Source organism: Planococcus versutus, from assembly GCF_001186155.3.
Lineage (GTDB): Bacteria > Bacillota > Bacilli > Bacillales_A > Planococcaceae > Planococcus > Planococcus versutus.
Genome location: NZ_CP016540.2, coordinates 3,183,244 through 3,205,804 on the forward strand (window position 1 = coordinate 3,183,244; position 22,561 = coordinate 3,205,804).

The 22,561-nt window shown below is 38.5% G+C and carries 18 protein-coding genes; 5 read left to right on the forward strand and 13 right to left on the reverse strand.

The genetic code is table 11. The features are described from left to right. Window positions 1-48: 48 nt before the first annotated feature. From I858_RS16025 to mnmH, 4 genes are all read right to left on the reverse strand, one after another. Window positions 49-1,122, reverse strand: coding sequence for a branched-chain amino acid aminotransferase (locus I858_RS16025; RefSeq protein ID WP_049693828.1), 1,074 nt, complete (start codon window positions 1,120-1,122; stop codon window positions 49-51). Between the two features lie 146 nt (window positions 1,123-1,268). After that, window positions 1,269-1,883, reverse strand: a complete 615-nt coding sequence (locus I858_RS16030; protein ID WP_049693829.1) for an NUDIX hydrolase — start codon at window positions 1,881-1,883, stop codon at window positions 1,269-1,271. 61 nt (window positions 1,884-1,944) lie between these two features. Further along, window positions 1,945-5,100, reverse strand: coding sequence for a DEAD/DEAH box helicase (locus I858_RS16035; RefSeq protein WP_049693830.1), 3,156 nt, complete (start codon window positions 5,098-5,100; stop codon window positions 1,945-1,947). A gap of 130 nt (window positions 5,101-5,230) precedes the next feature. Further along, window positions 5,231-6,277 carry a tRNA 2-selenouridine(34) synthase MnmH gene (gene mnmH / locus I858_RS16040; RefSeq protein WP_049693831.1) on the reverse strand — a complete coding sequence of 349 codons (1,047 nt, stop codon included), beginning with the start codon at window positions 6,275-6,277 and terminating at the stop codon, window positions 5,231-5,233. A gap of 245 nt (window positions 6,278-6,522) precedes the next feature. Between mnmH and I858_RS16045 the strand changes: the two genes are divergently transcribed. Next, on the forward strand, window positions 6,523-7,506 hold the full coding sequence (locus tag I858_RS16045) for a cation diffusion facilitator family transporter (protein ID WP_049693832.1): 984 nt from the start codon (window positions 6,523-6,525) through the stop codon (window positions 7,504-7,506). A gap of 157 nt (window positions 7,507-7,663) precedes the next feature. Here the strand turns inward: I858_RS16045 and I858_RS16050 are convergent, their stop codons facing one another. Then, window positions 7,664-8,539: an HAD family hydrolase gene (locus I858_RS16050; RefSeq protein ID WP_049693833.1), complete on the reverse strand. Its 876-nt coding sequence runs from the start codon at window positions 8,537-8,539 to the stop codon at window positions 7,664-7,666. Between the two features lie 230 nt (window positions 8,540-8,769). Here I858_RS16050 and glcT point away from each other — a divergent pair, with 230 nt between their 5' ends. From glcT to I858_RS16065, 3 genes are all read left to right on the forward strand, one after another. Continuing rightward, complete coding sequence (gene glcT, locus I858_RS16055) at window positions 8,770-9,612, forward strand: glucose PTS transporter transcription antiterminator GlcT (protein ID WP_049693834.1); 843 nt, start codon at window positions 8,770-8,772, stop codon at window positions 9,610-9,612. Between the two features lie 192 nt (window positions 9,613-9,804). Then, entirely contained in the window at window positions 9,805-11,838 is a 2,034-nt protein-coding gene (gene ptsG / locus I858_RS16060) for a glucose-specific PTS transporter subunit IIBC (RefSeq protein WP_049693835.1), read from the forward strand. Window positions 11,839-12,006: 168 nt separating this feature from the next. After that, on the forward strand, window positions 12,007-12,549 hold the full coding sequence (locus tag I858_RS16065; protein WP_049693836.1) for an ECF transporter S component: 543 nt from the start codon (window positions 12,007-12,009) through the stop codon (window positions 12,547-12,549). A 68-nt stretch (window positions 12,550-12,617) separates the two neighbouring features. On the opposite strand, the gene I858_RS16070 is transcribed toward I858_RS16065, so the two are convergent. The 8 genes from I858_RS16070 to I858_RS16100 form a co-directional block, all read right to left on the reverse strand. Then, on the reverse strand, window positions 12,618-14,117 hold the full coding sequence (locus I858_RS16070) for a malate:quinone oxidoreductase (protein ID WP_049693837.1): 1,500 nt from the start codon (window positions 14,115-14,117) through the stop codon (window positions 12,618-12,620). Window positions 14,118-14,366: 249 nt separating this feature from the next. Continuing rightward, window positions 14,367-15,515: a mannitol-1-phosphate 5-dehydrogenase gene (locus tag I858_RS16075; RefSeq protein WP_049693838.1), complete on the reverse strand. Its 1,149-nt coding sequence runs from the start codon at window positions 15,513-15,515 to the stop codon at window positions 14,367-14,369. Between the two features lie 5 nt (window positions 15,516-15,520). Then, window positions 15,521-17,602: a BglG family transcription antiterminator gene (locus tag I858_RS16080; protein WP_049693839.1), complete on the reverse strand. Its 2,082-nt coding sequence runs from the start codon at window positions 17,600-17,602 to the stop codon at window positions 15,521-15,523. A 95-nt stretch (window positions 17,603-17,697) separates the two neighbouring features. Beyond that, window positions 17,698-19,608 carry a PTS mannitol transporter subunit IICBA gene (locus I858_RS16085; RefSeq protein ID WP_049693840.1) on the reverse strand — a complete coding sequence of 637 codons (1,911 nt, stop codon included), beginning with the start codon at window positions 19,606-19,608 and terminating at the stop codon, window positions 17,698-17,700. Window positions 19,609-19,806: 198 nt separating this feature from the next. Further along, window positions 19,807-20,706, reverse strand: a complete 900-nt coding sequence (locus I858_RS16090; protein WP_065524423.1) for an ankyrin repeat domain-containing protein — start codon at window positions 20,704-20,706, stop codon at window positions 19,807-19,809. 5 nt (window positions 20,707-20,711) lie between these two features. Further along, window positions 20,712-20,951, reverse strand: coding sequence for a hypothetical protein (locus tag I858_RS17255; protein WP_053221268.1), 240 nt, complete (start codon window positions 20,949-20,951; stop codon window positions 20,712-20,714). Window positions 20,952-20,975: 24 nt separating this feature from the next. After that, window positions 20,976-21,140: a hypothetical protein gene (locus I858_RS17260; protein ID WP_204249432.1), complete on the reverse strand. Its 165-nt coding sequence runs from the start codon at window positions 21,138-21,140 to the stop codon at window positions 20,976-20,978. Between the two features lie 46 nt (window positions 21,141-21,186). Beyond that, window positions 21,187-22,002, reverse strand: coding sequence for a MerR family transcriptional regulator (locus tag I858_RS16100; protein WP_049693584.1), 816 nt, complete (start codon window positions 22,000-22,002; stop codon window positions 21,187-21,189). Between the two features lie 80 nt (window positions 22,003-22,082). Between I858_RS16100 and I858_RS16105 the strand changes: the two genes are divergently transcribed. After that, window positions 22,083-22,517: a GNAT family N-acetyltransferase gene (locus tag I858_RS16105; RefSeq protein WP_049693583.1), complete on the forward strand. Its 435-nt coding sequence runs from the start codon at window positions 22,083-22,085 to the stop codon at window positions 22,515-22,517. Window positions 22,518-22,561 lie beyond the last annotated feature (44 nt).

Sequence of the window (22,561 nt, forward strand, 5' to 3'; positions counted from 1 at the left end):
ATGGATAAGCTGATAGTTGCGGGCTGACATCAAACCATTAACTAGATTTCATTTTACTTCTACAGTCCAACCAAGTGTATCTTCAATTTTTCCTGTTTGAATGCCTGTGATGGTATCATAAATTTTTTGTGATAATTCACCAATTTCATGGTTGTTTACAATCATTTTTTTGCCTTTCCAGTTTAGTTCTCCTACCGGGGAAATAACGGCTGCTGTTCCTGTACCAAAGACCTCTTCAACATGACCCGCATCATATGCTTCGTAAAGTTCATCAATGGACATACGTTTTTCTGTTACTTTAATTCCCCACGTATCAAGCAGTTCAATGATTGACATACGCGTAATCCCTTTTAAAATACTACCGTTCAATTCCGGTGTGATGACTTCTCCGTTGATTTTGAAGAAGATGTTCATACTGCCAACTTCTTCGATGTACTTTTTCTCAACACCATCTAACCAAAGAACATCTGCATTTCCTTCTTTTTTAGCATTAGCTTGTGCTTGATAACCAGAAGAATAGTTTCCAGCTGTTTTGGCCATACCTGTTCCACCTTTTACGGCTCGCGTGAATTTATCTTCTACATGAATAACAACAGGCTGTAGACCTCCCGGGAAATAAGAACCCACTGGCGACAAAATTACCATGTATTTGTAAGTTTGAGAGGGTCCGACTGCAAGGTTTGCATCTGTCGAAATGATATAAGGACGAATATAAAGAGACGTTCCAGGTGTTTTCGGCACCCAATCCTTTTCTAATTTAATCAATGCGGTTAAATGTTCTAGTGCTAATTTTTCGTCTAGTGCGGGAATGCTTAGCCGTTCACTAGAAAGATTTAAGCGCTCAAAGTTCTTTTCAGGTCGAAATAACAAAACACGTCCGTCTTCAGTATGGTAGGCTTTCATGCCTTCAAAAACGGTTTGTCCATAATGGAAAATCATCGCTGCAGGATCTAAGCTAATCGGTCCATAAGGAACAATTTTTGGATCATACCAGCCCTTTTCAGTTTCATATTCAAGAACATACATATGATCTGTGAATGTAGTTCCAAATGGCACTTGATCTTTCACTGGTTTTTCTTTTTTGTTGGTGTTTTCAACAACTTGTAGCTGGTATGTATTCATCATCAGGACTCCTTTTTTATAAATATGATTTAAATTATCAGTTATTTGAATAATTATACACGTTATTTTCTTTTTTAAAAGCTCTTCTCTCTATAATTCATAAATCATGATAAAAGACCTGTTCTTTTCCATAAAAAAGAGATCATTCAGCGAATGACCTCAACAAAATGAGCAAGAATTTCGGCAGTTAAGCCCCAAATAACCTTGTCACCATAAATATAAAAATGTTCATCGACTTGTCGTGTACGCCAATTGTAATTCTCTCCGCCTACGATTAAATCATAAGGAAAGCTTTCTTCTGGTTGGATATCAAAATTAATGCGATAAATTTTTGGATCTTTTTCCATAAAGAACGATAACGGCACTGTAAAAATATGATCAACTTCTGGCGGATTGGGATTGAATGCCGTTTTTGAATCAATGACACCAGCAAATGGATAAACGATCATTCCAAAAGGCGAGACAATATAATCCAATGGGAAAATATCCGAAATAGCATTTCTTTCTATTCCTAGTTCTTCTATGGTTTCTCGAACTGCAGCATCTTCTTTTGTTTTGTCTTGAAAATCAATTTTTCCTCCAGGAAAACAAATTTCTCCTGGTTGGTTTCTGAGATCATATGAACGAACTTCAAAGAGGACATGGACTTCTCCATTCCTTTCGATAAGAGGCAAAAGAATTGCGTATTTTGAAAAATCTTTATTTCCCATTACTTCAGGAACTCGATTCCCCATTTTTTCAAGCATCTGTTTGGGATCCATATCAACACCTCTTCTCTTTTATCCATTTTATCAAACTTAGAGAAATAAGTCCTTTGAAGCACTACATTGTCAAAATTTCTCGTATGTCTTCTTGCGTCATTGCTTTTAATGGCTCTTCTCCTGAAAGAATAACGTCGTCAATTAAGTTTTTCTTTTTTAACTGCAACTCATTAATTTTTTCTTCAATTGTGCCTTTTGCTATTAAACGGATAACTTGAACTTCTTTTTTCTGGCCCATGCGATGTGCACGGTCGGCTGCTTGTTGCTCCACAGCTGGATTCCACCATAAATCATATAAAATCACTGTGTCAGCACCGGTTAAATTCAAACCGGTACCTCCCGCTTTTAGCGATATTAAAAACAAATTGCCTTGTCCTTCATTAAATTGCTCGCAAAGGCCGACTCGATCTGCAGGCGGTGTTTGTCCATCCAAATAAAAATAAGAAACTCCTTCTCTCGTCAATTGATTGCCGATAATTCCAAGCATTTGTGTAAACTGCGAAAATACGAGTACACGCCGTCCCGAAGAACGGCATTCCGCCAGCAACTCGATCAATTGATCAAACTTAGCAGAACCTCCATCATAGCCTTCTACAAATAATGCTGGGTGACAGCATAATTGACGTAGACGTGTCAGTCCAGCTAAAATACGAATACGGTTTTTTTGAAAACTGTCTTTATTCAAATGCTTGAAAGCATCTTGTTTTAATTCAGCTAAATAAGCTGCATAGAGTTTTTTCTGTGTTGCTTGCAGCTCGGAAAATTGAATTGACTCTACTTTCTCAGGAAGCTCGGTTAATACATCGGCTTTGATGCGACGTAAAATAAAAGGACGTACTCGTTTTTTTATGTTGTCATGTCTCATTTCACTAAATAGCCTACGGTTAGGCAACAGCTCGGGAAACACCACATTGAAAATTGACCATAGCTCGTCTAATGAGTTTTCAATAGGCGTACCCGTTAGTGCAAATCGGTAATCTGCGCGAATGCTCTTAACCGCTTTAGCAGTTTGGGTAACTGGATTTTTAAACGCTTGTGCTTCATCTAAGAAGACGGTATGGAAAGTTTGATCTCGGTACAGCACTTGGTCTGTGCGCAAAGATGGATAAGACGTGATTACCACGTCTAACGCCTTTGTATTTTTAGTTAAAGCCATTCGCTGCGCTTTACCGCCATCAATAATTCCTACTTTAACACTTGGAGCAAACTTGCTTAGTTCGTTGAACCAATTGTAAACCAGTGACGACGGAGCAACTACTAGTACAGATCGCTGCTGTTTACGAACTTCGGGGAGTACCGAGACAATAAAAGCAATACTTTGCAAGGTCTTCCCAAGCCCCATATCATCTGCTAAAATACCGCCAAAATTGTATTTTGCCAATAGCTTCATCCAACGAAATCCAGCTGCTTGGTAATCGCGTAAGACTCCATTTAGGCTTTTCGGCACAGCAAAATCTAATTGTCCTGGCTGATTTAAATTCTGTAATAAATTTGTGAAATTCGTACTTGGGTCAAGCAACTGTCCTTCATCTAACGAAGCTGCTACCTGCAGTCCATGAATTAATGGAATCCGAATTTCTTCTCTACCAAAATTAGCTGAGCTGATATCCATTTCCCGTAGAAAATCACTCAAATCAAGGAATTCTTGTGTTTCTAAGGACATTAACGTACCGTTAGGGATACGGTAATAAGGACGTCTTTCTTCTAATGCCGCTATTATTTTCTTAATTTCGGTTTCTGAAATGCCTTGCATATCGAAACGAAATTCTAGCCAGTCTGTACGCTCACTAATTTCAACTTTTACTTTTGGACCGCCGTAATTTTTTTGAACACGCAGCTTAACCGCAATGGTTGCGTAAATCTGCATCATTTCTTCAAGCACAGGAATGATGTGATACAAAAAATGATATTCTGCTTCTTCGTCTTGCATATAAAAACCGCCATCCGTTTGTGTAAACTGGCTCTCTTTCATGATGCGCAAAATGTCTCGTTCTTGTTGATGTTGTCTGCGTATGCCTGGATACTGACGAACTACATCTTCTGATTCTTCACAGGGATTAATAACCAAATGACCATAATGAAATTCAACACCCGCTAGTAAGCGGTGTTTAATACGATCGAGAAAAAGCTTGGCACGAAGAGGTGTTTCGACAAGTCGCCCGACAACTGCATCCGCAATCTTCACATTGCCTAAACGTTCTAATCCTGGTACGACAGTAGCCATGAAATAATCCAGTTCTTCTGCTGGAATTAGCAATTGGTCTAGTCCCTTTGGCAGTAAATTTCTTAGTTCTGTCAATCGCTTGGCATCTTCATTTGCCAAATAAAAAAGAACCCCGTCTGCAAATGCCAATTCGTATGCTTGAAGAATTAGTAAAGTTTCAAGTCCTTCAATATCCAATCGAAAACCTCCGAAGCGATGCTCGTTAAAATGAAAAGATAGCGGTAATTCCTTTTCAATGTTGATGCCCTTTGTCATGTTCCCTTCCCAACTAACTTTAACGTTAGGGGCATCTTGTAAAAGAGGCAATAGTCGCTCCCAATCTGACCCTGCAAGAACAATCATGTCTTCTGTTTGTTCTGTTTTAACCACACCTGCAATTTGAGTTTTTGCTAAATATGCAAAGATTTTTTCGGATTTATCACTCAAACAGTGATCTTGTGGAGAATAATATACGCCAGTTAGTTGCTCGTATGCTTTGTTCACTTGCCACGCATTTATAAATTCATTGATGTGACCAATAGGTTCTAGCTCTTTTGTTCCTATAGCCATTCGTAACCCAAGATATGCTGTTTCACTAAGCGATACGGGAAATAAACTAAATTCAACTTCAAGCGTTTGACGTTGATCGAAATAGCGTTGTTTGCCTTGGGTCTCTTCTGCTCTTCGGCCAAACAATGACAACATTTTTGTTGTTGGGTTTTCGCGTTGTTGTAGATGATCAATCGCTAACAAAACTCCGGCAATATGATGACAATAGGTCGTGACAAACCCGACAGGTGGACAACTACAAGAAGCCAGAATTTCGCCCTCTTCTGCTTGTTTCACGCTGACATAAAATTCATAACGTCCCGTAACGAGACCTTTGATAAGTTGTTCGTCACTCTTGTCGGGCGTTAGTTGGATTTTTCCAGCCAGAAAAAAAGACTTTCCTTTTTTGAAAGCTGCTTGTCCGCATAACTGTTTAATTTTTGAGTCGTTTAGTGAAAAATTCATGAGCTAGGTTCCTCTCTGCGTTAAACTACCGGAGACCTTTTGAAAAAAATCTGATTCTCTCTAACTGCGGAGCTATTCAACGATTGCGATACAAAGCCCTCTTCAACAGTGTTGAGGAGGGCTCTTTGTACTAGACTGGAGAATTCTCAAGCTCTGGTATCTGTTCTTTTATCGCTTTAATGGCCTCTTCAAGATTGCGAACGTGCAAGATCTTTTTTTGTGTATCGGGATATTGAAGACCCGTATGTTGGTAACGCGAATCGTAGTAATACTCTAGCAATAAATGCACGGCAGAGGCAAATTCGCTCGTTTCTAGACTCGTCTCAATTTGTTTAGAAACTTCCAAAGGCATGCGTGTTTTAATTCGTTGGAACGCAGCTATGCATTCTGCTTGGTATTCTACTGGGCGATAATCTTCAATAATCTCTTTAATCCGTTCTTCAATCGGCATTTCAATGATCAACTGGAGGCTATTTGCTTTTAACTCCATTACCCAAGACGGAATAACCACTTTACCGATTCGCGCACTTTCCGCTTCAAAGAGCACAAAAGGTGCTTTTCGAAGCTTTCGAAATTGCTGAACAAGTAAAGAATCAAATACTTTCTGGTTATGAGGTTCAACACCAATATGACCAAAGATAGAACCTTTATGATTGGCCAAACCTTCTAAGTCCATTACAGGATAGCCTTGCTTTTCTAATGCTTTTAAAATTCTAGTTTTTCCTGTTCCAGTTAATCCATTTAATACATAAGCCTTAAAAGGTGCTTCAGGTTGCTCAAGCTGTTCAAGCACCCACCTGCGGTATTCACGAATTCCACCTTCTAACCGGCTGACATGAACATCCATTAACGACAAAAGTGTAGCTGTTGTTCGACTACGCATGCCACCTCGCCAACAAAATACGGTTTTATGACCGTTGATTTGTTTAAACTGATGAACAAATTCCGGCAATTTAGCGGATAGGATTTCAAGTCCCCGTACTTTAGCCGCTTCTACACTTGCTTGTTTATAAAGCGTGCCTATTTCGGCTCGTTCTTCATCATCAAAAAAAGGAATGTTAATACTTCCAGGGATTGAAAAGTTCTTATATTCAGATGGCGACCTGACATCGATTAGCACCATTTCGTTTTTTTCACTTAAAGGCATTAACTCTGTCACTTCAATATTATTGAACATCTATTTTCCTCCAAACACGCGCTCGTTTTACGTATTCTTTCAGTATACACTCATGTGGAACGGTTTTCTTTTTTGAGTACTTGTTTTTTACCTGTCTGTCTTGTTGTGCAACAGCTAGTAAATTCTAGTAAACACTATTTTTCATAGCTTTTTCACTATCTCTATGTTTTAATTTTAAGACGAGAAGGGAATAATACTAGAAATTGCTGAAATTAGTCATATTTTTACGTAGAGGAGAAAACCATATGAAAGAACTTTTCGGTTTGATGAAATTCGGAACGCAATCCGCCTTATGGGCAGCTGTCATCAATACAGTTGTTGCCATCATTAAAACAGCTGCTTATTTAATTACTGGAAACGTTGCGATGTTTGCTGAAATGATGCACAGTTTCGGAGATGCCGCCAATCAATTTTTTGTTTTTATCGGTTCTGCATTAAGTAAAAAAGAACCCACAGAACGATTTCCTGGAGGATTTGGTCGTTTGGTTAATCTTGTGTTACTCGGCGCTGTACTGATTGTCGGGGTACTAGCCTATGAGACCATCGTCGAAGGAGTTCATCACATTACAAACGCCACTCAATCTGAAGATTGGTTTTGGTTAAATATTAGCGTTCTTGGGGCCTCGGCGTTACTAGAAGCCGGAGTGCTTTATAAAGCGATGAAAGAAATTACAGAACACTTGCCCAAAGAACAAACAAAAGGGCTTAAGTTACTTCCGCTCAGTTACAAGCATGTAAAAGAAGCCAAACCTGCTACAAAGTTAGTGTTTCTAGAAGATAATGTCGCCGTTGGTGGTGCATTACTCGCGATGCTTGCTATTATTATCGCAACCTATACGCCGTTTCACAGTGCTACAGGCTATGCTTCTATTATCATCGGTGTTGCTCTTATTTTTGTAGTTGGTCGTATATTCTTAGATAATGCTGCAGGTGCATTAGGAGTTGCTGATGTAAAAATGCAAGCAAGAATGGGCGCACGTATTTTGCAACACGAGCACATTACTGATATCCAGGACTTGGATGTCATTAAAGAAGGCGATAGTCTTCACGTTGAATTACGAGTCGAAGTAGACCCGAACATGACGATTAAACAAGCAGACGAAATCCGTAATTACATTGAGGAAAAAATTACTGAAAGTGTGGATAATGTCACAGATATTATCATTGAATTTGATGACGATGATGGCATTGATACATGGCGCAATATTTCGAGCGAAGATAAAAAATAGGTTTACAAATTTTATCATTTAAATAAAACAACTCAACCCAGAAAAGAAAACTCTTCTGGGTTGGGTTGTTTTTATATATCACGCATATATTTTATCACTTCAAGGATTTGGAGCTTTCGCCAAAGCGATTAGAAAAATTTTTGAGATTGATTTTTTATTATTTTCCTACTTTTGCAAAAGCTGCTAACACAGACGTTTTTAAATAATGGGACACCCCATTTTCATCGCATGTAAATTCCGTAACTTCATCTACTTGCGCTTTAATGTGATCTGATGCATTTTTCATTGCTACTGCATGACTGACATATTCAAACATTTTGATGTCATTATCACTATCTCCAATGGCTAGAGTTTCGCATCTTACTAAGTCGAACCGCTCCAGCATTTGCTCAATACCTGATGCTTTATTGATACCTGCAACCATGACTTCGGCGTTATGTGGAGAAGAAGGAGTCATCGAAAACTTCATGTCTTGTTGCAAATCCGCTAGTTCGGATTTCCACGCATCAATTTCGTCGCGAGTTCTAGCAAAAAAGTAAAATTTGGAAAAGTGATTTCCTGTAATCTCAGCTGTCCATTCAATGTCCTCTTTTATAGCTTTTTGTCGCGAAATCCATTCGTTGTTCTGAACAGAATCCGGCTTAGGCTCCCGAACTGCTGCTTCGACAAACGTTTTGTCTTGTTCTAGCACGATTCGTGAATGACCATGTGGAAAAAGTTCATAATACATTTTCTGCTGACGTGCTTTTTCAATGATGGTTTCTACCAACTCCAAAGAAAGTGCATGTTCAAAGATCACTTTCTCGCCAATATAGCCAGCCATGCCATTTGCGGTAATCATGCCATCTACTGCAAAGCCTTTTGGCAACATTTCTGCTAATTCATCTGCCGATCTACCAGTTGCAATGAAAACAAAAATGCCTTTAGTTCGTAGTTCGTCTATAACTTCTTTTGTTTCAATTGTCACTTTGTTCTGATGCGTCAAAATCGTTCCGTCCATATCCAAAAAGACGGCTTTTGGGTTAACACTCACTTTATTCCCTCCTGTTGTTACTTACACATGATACTTCCCAGTATACGACTAGCTTTTTCTAAACTCAATGAAAGCCGCATCGATCACTGTTTTAGAAGGATTAAAGCTATTACAAAAAGGCAGAAAATGTTAGAATAATAATAAGAGCAATTTTTAGATTTTTATTTATTTATGAAAATTATTTGTCTATGCTAATCGTTTAAAAAGTTCCGCGGCAGATGGAGGCTAAAATGAAACAAGTTTTTACCATTCAAAAAATATTAAATAATAATGTCGTGATTGCATATAATAATATCTACAAAGAAGTTGTATTAATCGGCAATGGACTTGGTTTTAATCGAAAAAAAGGAGATCTTGTTCCTTTTGATGAAGCTGATAAAACTTTTTTGTTAACAGATGAAAAAGAAATGGAACAGTACGTTAATTTGCTTCCTTATATTGAAGAAAAACTGATTTCTTTTATCCATGAACTGTTGCTTTTCATCGAAGAAAAAATGGAGAAAGAACTAAATGAGCATATTCACGTAGCTTTGACTGATCACATCGCTTTTGCTATTAATCGTGCTAAAAAAGACATTCAGTTTTCCAATCCTTTTCTATTTGAGATTGAATCTTTGTATCCAAAAGAATACTCGGTCGCTAAAGACGTTGTTCAAAAAGTTGAGACCCAAACTGATGTTCTTTTTCCAGAAGGCGAGATTGGTTTTATTGCTCTTCATATTCACAGCGCCGTGACGGACAAGTCCTTGCGTGACATCAACCGCTACCACTCCTTACTATCAAAATTGGTCACTATCATTCAAGATAGCCTGGATATTCGCTTGGAAAAAAACAACATCGACTATCACCGCTTAATTCAACACCTTCACCGAGCAATTGATCGCGCCGATAAAGGCACTCCTGTCGGTGAAGAAAATAAATTGGCTGCTATGTTGAAAAATGAATATCCTATATGCTATAATCTTGCTTGGAAGCTCATAAAAGTAATGCAAAATCAATTGAATAAGCCCGTAGATGAATCAGAAGTCATGTATTTGACGATTCATTTGCAACGCTTGACACATAAATTCTAACCATACGTGTTACTGATTCGATCAGGCATGAGTATGAAAAGATGAAAATTAGAACAAATAGGACAAAACTGCCCTTTTGCTCATTTTCCTCTTTTCTACTCATGTCTTTTTTTATCGCGTCAACGTGCTTCTTTTATTCAACGGAGCTATTCAATTATTTTTACTCATTCACCCTATAGAGGAGGAAATTACATGTCACTCAATTTGTTCGGTACTTTGCAAAAAGTTGGTAAAGCCTTAATGCTTCCTGTTGCACTCTTACCTGCCGCTGGTATTTTGTTGGCTTTTGGTACGAGTTTTGCACAAGAATCATTTTTGGAAGCGGTTCCTTTTATGGGAGCTAACTGGATTCAGCAATTATTATTTGTTATGGCAGAAGCTGGTGGCGTTGTTTTCGACAACTTACCTTTACTGTTTGCAGTAGGTGTTGCCATTGGCCTTGCCGGTGGTGATGGTGTTGCCGGACTCGCTGCGATCATCGGTTACTTAATCATGAATGTTACCATGAAAGCCTTTGGTGGAATTACCCTTGAAATGACTAGTGACCCGGCATACGCCAACGTACTAGGAATTCCAACGCTACAAACGGGTGTGTTTGGCGGTATTATCGTCGGTATTTTAGCAGCCTTTTTGTACAATAAGTTCTTCAATATTCAATTACCGCAGTTTTTAGGATTTTTTGCAGGGAAACGATTTGTTCCTATCATTACTGCTTTTTCAGCCGTTTTCCTCGGAATTGTGATGTTTATGGTTTGGCCATTTGCGCAAAGTGGATTAAACACACTTTCTCATTTCATGTTAGAAACTAACCGCACACTTGCGGCGTTTGTATTCGGTGTTATTGAACGTTCGTTAATTCCATTTGGTTTGCACCATATTTTCTACTCTCCTTTTTGGTTTGAGTTTGGTCAATATACTAGTGCTGCTGGTGAAATCATCCGTGGTGACCAACGTATTTTCTTTGCACAACTACAAGATGGAGTAGATTTTACAGCTGGTACATTTATGACGGGTAAATTTCCATTCATGATGTTTGGTCTTCCAGCTGCTGCACTTGCTATTTACCACACTGCACGTCCTGAGAAAAAGAAAATCGTCGGAGGCATCATGGCTTCTGGTGCGTTAACTTCATTTCTTACAGGGATTACAGAACCACTTGAATTTACGTTCTTATTTGTTGCTCCTGTGTTGTTCGGAATTCATGCTGTTTTCGCAGGTCTATCGTTTATGACGATGCATTTGCTCGATGTTAAAATTGGCATGACATTTTCTGGCGGATTGATCGACTTCTTGCTCTTTGGTGTGCTGCCTGGTAGAACCGAATGGTTCTGGGTCATCGTGGTCGGATTGGTCTTCTCGTTTATTTATTATTTCGGTTTCCGTTTCGCGATTTTGAAATTCAATTTGATGACACCAGGACGCGAAGAAGATGAAGAAGATGAAGAAGTAGGTGAAATTGGTGAATTGCCATATGAAATTCTTGCAGCTATGGGCGGAGAAGAAAACATCAAGCATTTAGACGCTTGTATTACACGCTTACGTGTCAGTGTTGAAGATAAAGGCAATGTCGATAAAAAACGATTGAAAAAGCTTGGAGCTTCAGGTGTTATGGAAATTGGCAATAACATTCAAGCAATTTTCGGACCGGTTTCGGATAGTTTACGAGGACAAATGCAAGACATTATTGATGGCAAATCGCCACGACCTGCTAAAAAGATAAACGTTTCCGCTGAAGAAACTAGTAGAACAGCTACACCTTTAGAATTTAATAATCCAATAACAGGTGAGCTTCTACCAATTTCCGAAGTGCCCGATCAAGTGTTTTCTGGAAAAATGGTAGGCGATGGATTTGCGATCAAACCAACAGAAGGAAAAGTCTATTCTCCTGTAAATGGTAAAGTTGTTACGGTTTTTCCGACTAAGCATGCCATTGGGATTGAGGCAGATAACGGCACGGAAATTCTAATTCACATTGGGATTGATACAGTGAATTTGAAAGGTCAAGGCTTTACTTCGCATATTGAACAAGGTGACTTGGTTGAACAAGGTCAGCTTTTGATGGAAATGGACTTGGCTTATATTGCTGAAAACGCAGCATCGATCATTACACCTATCGTCTTTACCAACCTTGAAGAAAGACAATCAATCAAACTTAAGAAATCTGGTGGTGTTGTAGCTAAAGATACGGACATCGTAAAAATTATTAATGGCGAATCTGTCGTTTGATGTAAGATCAATCTATAAAGCCCGAACGCATTTGGACAATCTCCAAATGCGTCCGGGCTTTTTATCTAGTGAATCTGACCTCTATGTTTTGTTCGGAATTGACGCTTTTAACTAGTCCACTTGTCTGCTATTCTTATTTGAAAAAGAAAAGAGAGGAGGCTACTCATTATGCAAAAAACTACTAGCCATTCTTCTTCGGCTAATTCACGTACACTTGATTTGATTTTAAGCTCGATGGCGATTGCACTTGTTTTTGTCGCTACGTTGTTGTTAAACATTCGTCTTCCCATTGCTGCAAATGGTGGGCTTGTCCACCTGGGTACAGCTATGCTCTTCATCATCGCCATTTTATTTGGACCTAAAAAAGGATTGATTGCTGGCGCAGTTGGCATGGGCTTGTTTGACTTGGTTTCAGGTTGGACGTTATGGGCACCTATCACAATTTTGGCACGGGGTCTGCAAGGGTATATGGTTGGCCGAATTGCTTGGTCTGGCAATAGAAATGGAGGCAGTACAACGTTTAATATTATTGCCTCTGCAGTTTCCATTCCATTCATGATCGCCATTTACTATGTTGGCGAAGCCATTATTTTTAGTAGCTGGATCATTCCTGCCGCTTCTATTCCCGGAAACATCGTTCAAAACGTAGTTGGATTAGTCATCGCAATTCCTGTAGCGGTTGCATTAAAGAAAACACCTTTTTTCAACTAATCTCTTTTTCTAGAATGACAAAAGCCCTTTCATCATTAAAGATGAAAGGGCTTTTTGAAACTTATGGTTTATATTTCGATGGTGTTTTTTTCATCTAATTTTAATGTTTTTGCCGTTGACGCATGAATTTCTTTAAGAAGTTCGGGATTCTCAGACAAAGAGACACCATAAGAAGGGATCATTTCTTTGATCTTTGGTTCCCATCCGTCTACTTGTTCTGGGAAACATCTGCGGAAAATTTCAAGCATTGCATGAACCGCTGTAGATGCACCAGGAGATGCTCCTAGCAATGCAGCAATTGAACCGTCAGCAGCGGTGACAATTTCTGTTCCAAACTGAAGCGTTCCTTTGCCTTTGTCTGTATCTTTAATCACTTGTACACGTTGTCCTGCAACTACTACATCCCAGTCTTCTAGTTTTGCAGTCGGGATGAATTCACGTAATTCTTCTACACGTTTTTCATTGGATAACAAGACTTGTTGAACCAAATACTTTGTTAAAGACATTTCTTTTGCTCCCGCAGCCAGCATTGTGAAAACGTTGTTTGGTTTTACAGAGCCGATCAAGTCCATATTCGATCCTGTTTTTAGGAACTTCGGTGAGAAGCCTGCAAATGGCCCGAATAACAATGATTTCTTGCCATCAATAAAGCGTGTATCTAAATGCGGTACGGACATTGGCGGAGCACCAACTTTTGCTTTTCCGTATACTTTTGCATGATGTTGCTCAACAATTTCAGGATCGTTGCACACTAAGAATAGTCCACTAACTGGGAATCCGCCTACATGCTTAGATTCTGGAATACCTGTTTTTTGTAACAATGGCAAACTTCCGCCACCGCCGCCGATAAAGACAAAGTCTGCATTATGGTATTCGATTTTGTTGTTTTCAAGATCCTGTACTTTTACTTCCCATGTGCTATCGTCGTTGCGTTTAATGTCTTTAACAGTATGGTTGTAATTCATTTCAACTTGCTCTTCGTCCAAGTACTCGAACAACATTTTAGTCAAAGCGCCAAAGTTAACGTCTGTCCCAGAATCGATTTTTGTGGCTGCCATTGCTTCAGTTGAAGTACGTCCTTCCATGATAAGCGGAATCCATTCTGTCAATTTCGATGGATCAGCAGAGTACTCCATTCCTTTAAACAACGGACTTTTCGATAAAGCTTCAAATCGCTTGTTCAAAAACTGTACATTGTTATCTCCTTGAACCCAGCTCATATGCGGAATCGACATGATAAAGTCTTCCGGATTTTCAATGCGTTTATTTTGGACAAGAAACGACCAAAATTGTCTTGAAAGTTGGAATTGTTCATTGATGCTGCTAGCTTTTTTGATGTCGATCGAACCGTCAGCTTGTTCAGGTGTGTAGTTTAGCTCACAAAGTGCAGCATGACCTGTTCCTGCATTGTTCCATTCGTTCGAGCTTTCAGAACCTGCTTTTTCAAGTTTTTCAAATACTTTAATGTTCCAGTTTGGAGCTAATTCTTTAAGCATTGCGCCCAAAGTTGCGCTCATCACACCAGCGCCGATTAAGATAATATTTTTGTTTTTCTGTTGGTTGTCCATTAAAACCTTCCTTATCCTGTATATTTGCAAATAGGTGCAGCTTGCTCCTGATCAAATAATACAAAAAGACAGGGTCAACCCTAAACACCTTTTCTGCTCTAATTATACAATTGTATCATAATTTTTGATTGTAGCTATCTGCTTTTGCCTGTCAATTATACCTTATTTGGAGTCTGTACAAAAGAATGAGCTCTTTCTGCTATTAAAAAGACAGCTACTTTTAAAAGTAGCTGTCTTTTCTGTTTAGTTTTATTTACGTTTATTTTGCAATGCTTTATAACGGAGAACCACTTCTTTTGTGAACTCGCTCTTTTCATCGAGTCCACTAAGTGCATTTAGTGTAGCAGCAAGACCCTTTTCACGAATCATGGCTTGCATTTCCATTGCTTCTTCATCTTCTGGATAATCAAATAATAACGTAGCCGCAACTGCATTGGCGAGGTGTTTATAAGATAGACCTGCTTTTTGTGCTTGTGTTGCTGGGCGAATCAGACGATCTTCAGGTCCCAATTTCCGAATAGGAGCTCGCCCTACTCGTGTAACCCCATCGTCTAAATACGCATTCTTAAAACGTTCAATGTTTTTGTCAATATAGGCCAAATGCTCTTTTTCATCAAGTCCGTATTCTTTTACTAAATAAGCACCCGTTTCTTTTAATGTTTCTCTTACTTCTGCCACAATATGTTCATCTGCCAATGTTTCATCGATGGTCTTTTTACCAGCAAGATAACCTAGATAAGCAATAACGGCGTGTCCCGTATTGACTGTAAATAATTTTCGTTCGATAAATGGAGCAAGGTCTGCTACCATTTTCATACCCGTTACTGGCGGAATGTTTTCCGTTGTTTCCACAACCCATTCGAAATATGGTTCCACTAAGACATCTAATGAGTTTTGATTTTGAATTGGCACGATGCGATCAACAGCTGAGTTAAAGAAATAAACTTTTCCCTCTAACGCAGTCTTTGTTGTGTCATCCAAATGCTCAAAGATGTGTTGCTTTAAGATATCGGTCGCTGCGATTTGGTTTTCGCAAGCGATGATATAAAGTTTTTCATCTGTTGCTAACATACGTTCAGTTAATCCTTGAGCAATTAGCGGTGCAATTCTTGGCAAAATATTTGGACCGATCGCTGTTGTTAAATATGTCGCTTGCTGAATGGCTTGAATTACATCTTTTTCGTGCGTCATATTATTAATTCCTGACACGTTTTGAATAGTTATTGTTTCGTCCTTGGATTGTGCTAATTTTACTTGATAGCTTTGTTGTTCGTTCAATTTATCGATTACTTGAGTTGCTACATCCACAAACGTTACGTGGTAATGCGATTCGGAAAACAAAGCTCCGATAAATCCTCTGCCAATGTTTCCTGCTCCAAAATGTACGGTTTGTTTCACTATTCTCAGTCCTTTATCAATTTATTTTGTAGATAACTCATGAAAATCTCTTCTAGTCTTTGACGAATTGCTTTTTCGTTTGATGAAGTGAAAATCATCATTGAGTGTTCACTTTCGACCAAGCTTGTACTAATCAAACTTAGTATTTCCTGCGCTCGATCTGTTAATACCAAAGGAGCTAACATAAGCAATAGATTTTTCATTTCCATATCTTTGCCATCCATACCTTTAACGACTAATGGATGGTCAAGATGAATCACTTGAAACACTAACTCTTGGATTGAATCATTGCGGCAATGAAAAAGAGCCATCGTGGTATTGGGAATTCCAAGACCACCTTTTTCTTCGCGTTGTTTAAGTTCTTGCACAACCGCGTTCGTATCTGAAAGAAGCTTATTCTTTTCAGCCATTTCCACGACCTGTCGCAAAACTTCCCAATGATCTAGAGCACTCAGTTTATGAATAAGCATAAAATTATTCAAAATTGAATCCATGCTTTGATGCACTTGTTTTATCTCCTCCAAAACAACTTGAATAGTCGATGAGTTTTTTATCTTTCCCACATCGCTCGACTTGTCGTGATTCAAGTATCGCTTTTTGCCAATAATTTTTTCAACGTTATTTTGTAAATAACTTTCGATATAACCAATGTCTTGTTCGTTTAATAAAGGACTGACCATAATATAATCCACTTCCGTTACAGGTAAACGAATGGTGGAGATAACCAAGTCATAATCTTGAAAATGAGCCGTTTGAAAATCATTAATAGATAAAACTTCTACTGAGTTGATTTCAGGAAGCTCTTTTTTAATGCGACTTGCTAGCATTTTAGAAGTTCCAATACCCGTTGGACAAATAACGACGGCCTCGATTTGGACTTTTTCTTCATTCATCAACAACGCGGATCCAAAATGCAGCACAATAAAAGCCGTTTCGTCTGCGGAAAATTCAAATTCATTAAACTCATTTTCCAGTCCTTTTTTGATCGCCATAAATAAGACAGGATACTTCCGTCTAATTTCATCAGTTAGTGGATTAAAAGACTCTAGGTTTTGAGTTAAGCGAAAAACTAAAGGTCCCATATGTGCAAGCAACCCTTGATACAGCGAAAAATCGTCTATTAAACTGACGTGCAGCTGTGACGATACGTCACGGATTAAGTTCTTGATTTTCCGCCCCAACACGACGCTGTCATAATAAGCTCCATCAGCAGCTTGCACTTTTGACCCTCTTAAAATAACGGATAAAAACCGAACATCTGCCGCAGTCAGTTGAATACCCAATTGATCCGTGAACTCTTGACAAATGTTTATCATTAAAATGTACTCACTGTCACTTTCTGTTTTGTCGCTTTCCGTCAACAAAAACCCAGCTTCTGTCCGTTGAAGTGCCAGACAACTGTAGACAACCATCCCAATATAATCGCTATCGGCTAACCTTGTTTGTTCTTGATTAACCTTTTGGTCTATTAGTTGATCGACAATTTTTAAATACCGCGGTGTAAAATAACCAAGAATCTGTTCTTTTTGGCTTTTACCTTGCTGAAGAAAATACAAACTTTCAATTACTTCTTCATAGAAATGAGCCAAGATGTAACTACCCAGTGCATATCGCTTGTTAGCTTCTGTCCCATCCACTTCAATTCCTACACCTCGTGTTCGCGATAGTTCAACAGTAAACTTCTTTAGCCAGTTGGATAAATCATCTAAGTGAGCTGTTAAAGTTGCCGGGCTGATGCCCAATTGACTAGCCAATACTTGCCGTTTAAAAAATGGTCCTTCGTGTAAGAGCTTAACGAGCAACTTCAACTTTCTTTCTTCAGATGTTTCATCTGCTGGATTGACCGTTATCAAAGCTTGTATTAATCGGTAAATTTGGTCATTCGGTCCCGCGATTAAAAGCCCTTCTTCAGCTGTCCGCTCAATAGTTAAATCAAATTCCCGTAAGGTCTTCTCTATCGACTTTAAGTCTCGTTGAATTGTTCGCGCACTGACATCTAAATACGAAGACAAAGAATGAACTGTATGTTTTCTAGAAGTTCGAACAATCAATTCAATAATAGATTTCTCTCTGAACGTGATAAACATGTTTTTCACTCATTTCGCTTTTAAATGCTTTTTTAAGACTATGAAATGTAGATAGAACAAAAAGGCAGGAACTCCCGCCTTTTTATCCTACTAATTTAATTGCCGTTAATGATGGCGATTATTTCTTGAGCTGATTTTGCTTTCACTAAGCGGTCTACATTGTTTTGATCGGCACAAATCACTGCGATGCCTGATAGAATTTCTAAATGCGTTCCATCTTTTCCAGCAATACCGAAAATCATTTTTGCACTCTCTCCGTCAAAGTCTACCCCGTTTGGAACTTGAATGACAGTAAAACCTGACTTGATAACGGATTTTTTTGCATCTTCTGTGCCATGAGGAATTGCGACATTATTGCCCATATAAGTTGTGGTAATTTCTTCACGCTTTAACATTTCATCCACATATGAGGTTTCAACGTATCCCGCCTTCACTAAAGCTTGTCCCGCAAATCGAATCGCTTCTTCTTTTGAGCGAAAACGTTGTCCGATAAAAATATTTTCTTCACGCAATAAGTGATTTTCTTCTGCGTCTTGTGCAGCTACTGGCTGATTTTCTACTACTGGCTGTTGTTCATCGGTTTTATCATTTTGAAGACGGTCAATCAGCTGATCGTACTCTGGACTCGATAAAAAGTTATCGACCGATATATGATATGCATGTGGAATTTTGTTTTCTGCACGTGGTGTCAATTTTTCTTGTGTGATCACAATCTGTGAATCGGAAGGAATGGTGCTGATGGCTGTATTAGATACCGATACATTCAGACCCGCTTCTTTTACTTTTTTACGTAACAAAGAAGCACCCATTGCACTCGACCCCATACCCGCATCACAAGCAAAGACAATTTTTCGAATATTTTCTGGGAAAGTACTGCTAGTCGTTAAAGCAGATGGCGCTATTTCCCGGGAAATAGAACTTTTCTTGCCTTTCATTTGTTCCATTTTCTTTGTTGCTTCTTCGATGTCTTCATCTGTTTGTTTACTTGATTTCAAAACAATAGCTGAAATAGCGAAAGAGACAGCCGTTGCTACAAAGACTGCAGTAAAGTTAGCTAGGTAAGCCATTCCTTCAGGTGGTGTAACCGCCGCAATAGCTAAAATACTTCCTGGTGATGCAGGTGCAACTAATCCGCCGCCCATTAATACTAGTGTAAAAACACCGCTCATTCCGCCAAATACAACAGCCAACAATAGCATTGGTTTCATTAGCACATAAGGGAAATAAATCTCATGAATCCCACCGAAGAAATGAATGATCGCTGCTCCAGGTGCCGATTGTTTCGCAATCCCTTTTCCAAAAAACATAAAGCCAAGTAAAACGCCAAGTCCTGGACCTGGATTTGCTTCAAGTAAAAACAAAATCGATTTTCCAGCTTGTTGAACTTGTTCCAAACCGATTGGCGTCAACACACCATGATTGATTGCATTGTTCAAGAACAAAATTTTCGCTGGTTCAATTAAAATACTTGTCAATGGCAACAATCCGGCTTCTAGCAACCAGTCTACCCCTGAAACAAGAACGCTTGTAAAGGCGCTTACAGCGGGTCCGATACCAAGAAATGCAAAAATTGCGAGTGCACCACCCAGAATACCTGCTGAGAAGTTGTTAACCAACATTTCAAAGCCGGTCCGGATTTTCCCATCAATCAATTGGTCAAACTTCTTGATCACATACGCTCCGAGCGGTCCCATAATCATGGCACCTAAAAACATTGGCGTATCCGGAGCTCCAATAATGACACCCATTGTCGCAATAGTTCCGACTACTGCACCCCGTTGGTCGTAAATCAATCGCCCACCTGTATAGCCAATAAGAAGAGGTAGCATAAAAGTAACCATTGGTCCTACTAATTTCCCTAGTTCTTCGTTAGGAAAAAATCCTGTAGGAATAAAGAGCGCTGTGATTAATCCCCATGCAATAAAAGCTCCAATATTCGGTAAAACCATCGAGCTCAAGAAATTCCCAAACTTTTGTACCCCGACCTTCATTTTTGAATCTTTCATGTGATCCTCCCTTTCTAAAAAAGTTAGTTATGATGTTTCTTTATAATAGCTCATACATGGAAGCGCATTCAATAAGAAGGAAAGTCAACTTTGTCGGTCTTCTTACGACAAGACTATCTTTCATTGAAATCACAAAAAGCTGTCGAAAAAACGACAGCTTTTCTTCTGTTGCTATACATGTTGTGTCACTCAACGTAACTAGGTTTCCAATAATTTCAGCGACTGATTTCGATGTTCTGTAAAAAGATCATTGTCTCCATCTAACGCAATTGCCAAGTCTATCGTTTGAATAGCATCTCTATGTTTATTACTAGCGCGCAAACTATTTGCTTTGTGAAACAAGTAGTCAGTGCGTTCAGGTGACTTGTCTAGCAGTTGCTTCATCACACCAATGGCTTGTGGATGTCTGCTGAGTTCGCGTAAATAATTTGATTTATGGTATAGCAAAAAAGAATTTTCCGGATTTTCTTCTATTGCTACGTCGAATGTTTTTAATGCATCTTCTGGCTGCTGCATTAAACGGTAGCAATTTGCTATATAGAAATAAAACTGGATGTCTTCAGTGTCCAACTCTAGCCCTTTTCTGTAAGCAATGATTGCTGATTTGTAGTTTTTTGCTTCTTGCAGTATGAATCCTTTCCAGAAATGCAGATTGCCTTTCTGGTTGTCTCTTGAAAGAGCTTCTTGTGTCATCACTAACGCTTCGTCATAGTATTCTTCTTTATAGAGGACGAATAGTTTGTCTTCTAATGTTAAATCATTTACTAGCTTGTCTTCAAAAAGATGAACAACTGCTGTTTGGTCGCTTTGTTTAGCATACTCATAGGGCGTTATTCCTTGCCTGTCTTTAATATGCTTATCTGCACCCGCCTCTATCAACAGTTGAATGACTAGTGTATATAAATAGCCTCCATCTCCTAAAATCACAGCTTCGTGCAAAGCCGTCCATCCCAATCTATTTATGTGATTTACCGAAACACCTGATGCTAAGCAGTATTGAACCGTTTTTGCATATCCATTTTCGCTGGATGGCAGTAGCGCTGTTCCACTAAAACGGTTTACGCTATTCACATCTACAATTGGCCATACCATGTCCATAGTATCTAGCTTTCAAGTGCTCGCATCGTTGCTTCAAGATTTTTCAATCCAATAACCGGATCAATGTTGCCATGCGTCGTGCGAATCAGCAATTCAATCATGTTTTCTGCTCGTTGTTGTGCAGTTGGTAATAATTTAGGCAATAGCTCTTTTTCTTCTTCTAATCGAGTGAAAATACCTTTTGTTATAGGCGTGCATGCTTTCCACGGTCCGCTGTAAAACGTTTTGTCAATATGAATATGCATTTCGCGTAAAGAAGGCAGAAGAAGTTAATGTTCAGCATCGTATTTTTCTACAAAATTATTCGGCAATTCCTTAGAAATAGACTTAATTGTGCCTTCTTCAATTTCTAAATGGACGATTTCTGTTTCAGTTCCAGTGATGCGATTGCCATCTCTTTTAAAGTTTTTTCCAACCGTACGTTGATAATCCATTTATTTGGAAATCCTTTTCCAACTATCATGTTCGGTTTTTTTCTAATTAGTGTTTTACATGAACAAGAATCTTTGTTATATAATCATCTTCACTCTTTTTTACTAATCCGTCGTAAATATATTCTTCCATTATGTAATCACCAATTTTGTACTCATTGCTGTGAATTTCTGAAAATAACCTTTCATATGTAAAATCGATCGTATCTTCTGTTCCTACATGATAGCCAATTGCATGCATTCCTGTCGTTGTTTTGAAATATGATTGACCTTTCTTCTGCTTTGGCTGTTTCATGTAAAGATAACTATAATTCGTATATTCGCCTGTTAGTACTTGTTCACGCAAAGTCATTCCACCGATTTGGAAGCCTGTGTCTAAATTTTGTTCATTTAATTCACTAATGAATTCTGTGACGACCTTTGCAAAGTCGTCATCAGTTATGTCTTTTATGTTCAAACTTAAATACAAAAAAGTCTCTGGCAAAGATTGAAAGCTAATTTGTTGAAAATCGATTTTTCTCGCATCTTCTAACAAGTTGATTTTTACATCCATCATCATTTCTAACTTATCCAGTATTCTTTTTTTCATCTGAATTTTTTCTTTTTGTTTGATCATTAACGAGTGAAATAGTTCCGGTGACTTTTGTTCCATGTAGCTTTTGATTTCTTCTAAAGACATTCCAAGTTCTTTTAATAGGTAAATGACATTGAATAATTCCAATTGTCGAAACGAATAAAAGCGGTATCCTTTGTGATTACGATAAGTCGGTCTCAGTAAGCCGACTTGATCATAATAAATAATTGTTTGCTTGTTAACTTTGCATAATTTCGAAAAATCTCCTGTTGTCAAATACTTTTCAGCCATTTAAAGTCTCCTTTCTTGACTATATAGCTACTATATACTTTAAATTTTAAGTATACAAAAAGTTGAAAGGTTTTGACACGATGGTTACCGAAATTCGAACGATTACAGATTTGAATAAAAAAGAAGTATTAAATTTAAAAGTGGCGACGCAACAACAAGGATTTATCGAATCCGTTAGTCAATGTTTGCTAGATGCAGAAAGAGATACACGTTATGTGCCTTTGGCATTATATGAAGAAGATACAGTTATTGGTTTCTCGATGCAAGGAGAATTCGATGGAGAAATTTGGCTTGATCGTTATTTAATCGATGAGCGTTTTCAAGGACAAGGACTCGGACGTTACTTCCTTCGTGCGCTTGTCGATCATTTAAACGAATGCTATCCTAATCAGCCTATATATTTAAGTGTCTTTGAGCATAATACAATAGCCATCCATCTATATCAGAAATTCGGTTTTTCTTTTACAGAAAAATTCGATGAAAACGGCGAAAAAATTATGATTTATTCACATTAATGCACAAAAAAACCCAATCAGCAGCATTTGCTGCTGATTGAGGT